Source organism: Methylobacterium sp. WL6, from assembly GCF_008040095.1.
In the GTDB taxonomy this organism is placed as follows: domain Bacteria; phylum Pseudomonadota; class Alphaproteobacteria; order Rhizobiales; family Beijerinckiaceae; genus Methylobacterium.
On record NZ_VRVH01000579.1, the window covers coordinates 1 to 1,193 of the forward strand.

1 protein-coding gene is annotated in these 1,193 nt (G+C 78.0%); it reads right to left on the reverse strand.

Annotated features, from left to right (window positions below):
• On the reverse strand, positions 1 to 1,120 hold a 1,120-nt coding region (locus tag FV230_RS28525; RefSeq protein WP_147844751.1), incomplete at its 3' end, for an MFS transporter.
• Positions 1,121 to 1,193 lie beyond the last annotated feature (73 nt).

Below are 1,193 nucleotides of genomic sequence, written 5' to 3' on the forward strand. Positions count from 1 at the left end.
CCGCGCCGACCGCCCGGTCGCGCCCGGCGCCCATCCCGGCGACGCCCGCCGCCGCGATGATCGTCGCGAACAGGGCGGCCGGGAGGACCCAGCCGTCGGTGGCGTCGTGGGCGAGGCCGAAGCCGAGGGGGCCGAGCGAGGCGAAGACGTAGCCGATCCCCTGCGCCATCGCCGAGAGGGCGCCGGCCGAGGCGGCGTCGCGGGTGCGCAGGACGAGGAGGCTCAAGCCCAGCCCGAAGCAGCCGCCGATGCCGAGGCCGAGGAGCCCGGAGGCGGGGAACCGCAGGCTCTCCGGTCCGAAGGCGAGGACGAGGAAGCCGGTCAGCGTCGCGGCCAGCACCGCGACGATCCAGCCGCGCTGGTCGCGCACGCGCGCGGCCAGCATCGCCACGACGAGGGCGCCCGGCGCCTGATGCAGCGTCACCACCGAGGCGACGAGGCCGGCATCCAGCGCCGGGAGCCCGCGCCCCTGCAGGATCGCCGGCAGCCAGCCGAACAGCACGTAGGCGAGCGAGGATTGCAGGCCCATGAAGGCGGTGACCTGCCAGGCCAGCGGATCGCGCAGGAGCCGGCCCGGCGCGGCCGCCGACGACCGCTCCGGCACGGCCCGGCTCAACGGTGCCCAGGCGAGGGCGGCGACGACCGCCGGCAGCGCCCAGACCGCGAGCGCCAGCGGCCAGCCCCGGCCGATCGCCTGCTCCAGCGGCACCGCGAGGCCGGCGCCGGCGGCGGCCCCGAGGCAGAGCGTCATGGTGTAGAGCCCGGTCATCGCCCCGGCGCGGCCGGGGAAGTCGCGCTTGACCACGGCCGGCAGCAGCACGTTGGCGAGCCCGATGCCGAAGGCGGCGACCGCGGTGCCGGCGAACAGCGCCGCGACACCGCCGAGGCCGCGCAGGGCCAGGCCGGCCGCGACCACGACGATGCCGAGGAGCACCCCGCGGTCGGCGCCGAGCCGTCGCAAAATCAGCGGCGTCAGCGCGCAGGCGAGGCCGAGGCAGAGGACGGGGAGGGTGGTCAGCACCGCGGCCCCCGCCGCGGAGAGACCCGTCGCCGCGCGGATGGACGAGAGCAGCGGCCCGACGGTGCTCAGCGCCGGGCGCAGGTTGAACGCCACCGCCATCAGGCCGCAGGTCAGCAGGAGGGGCGGGATGCGCCGCGCCGCCCTCACGCGAGCCGCCGGGCCCGGAGGGCGC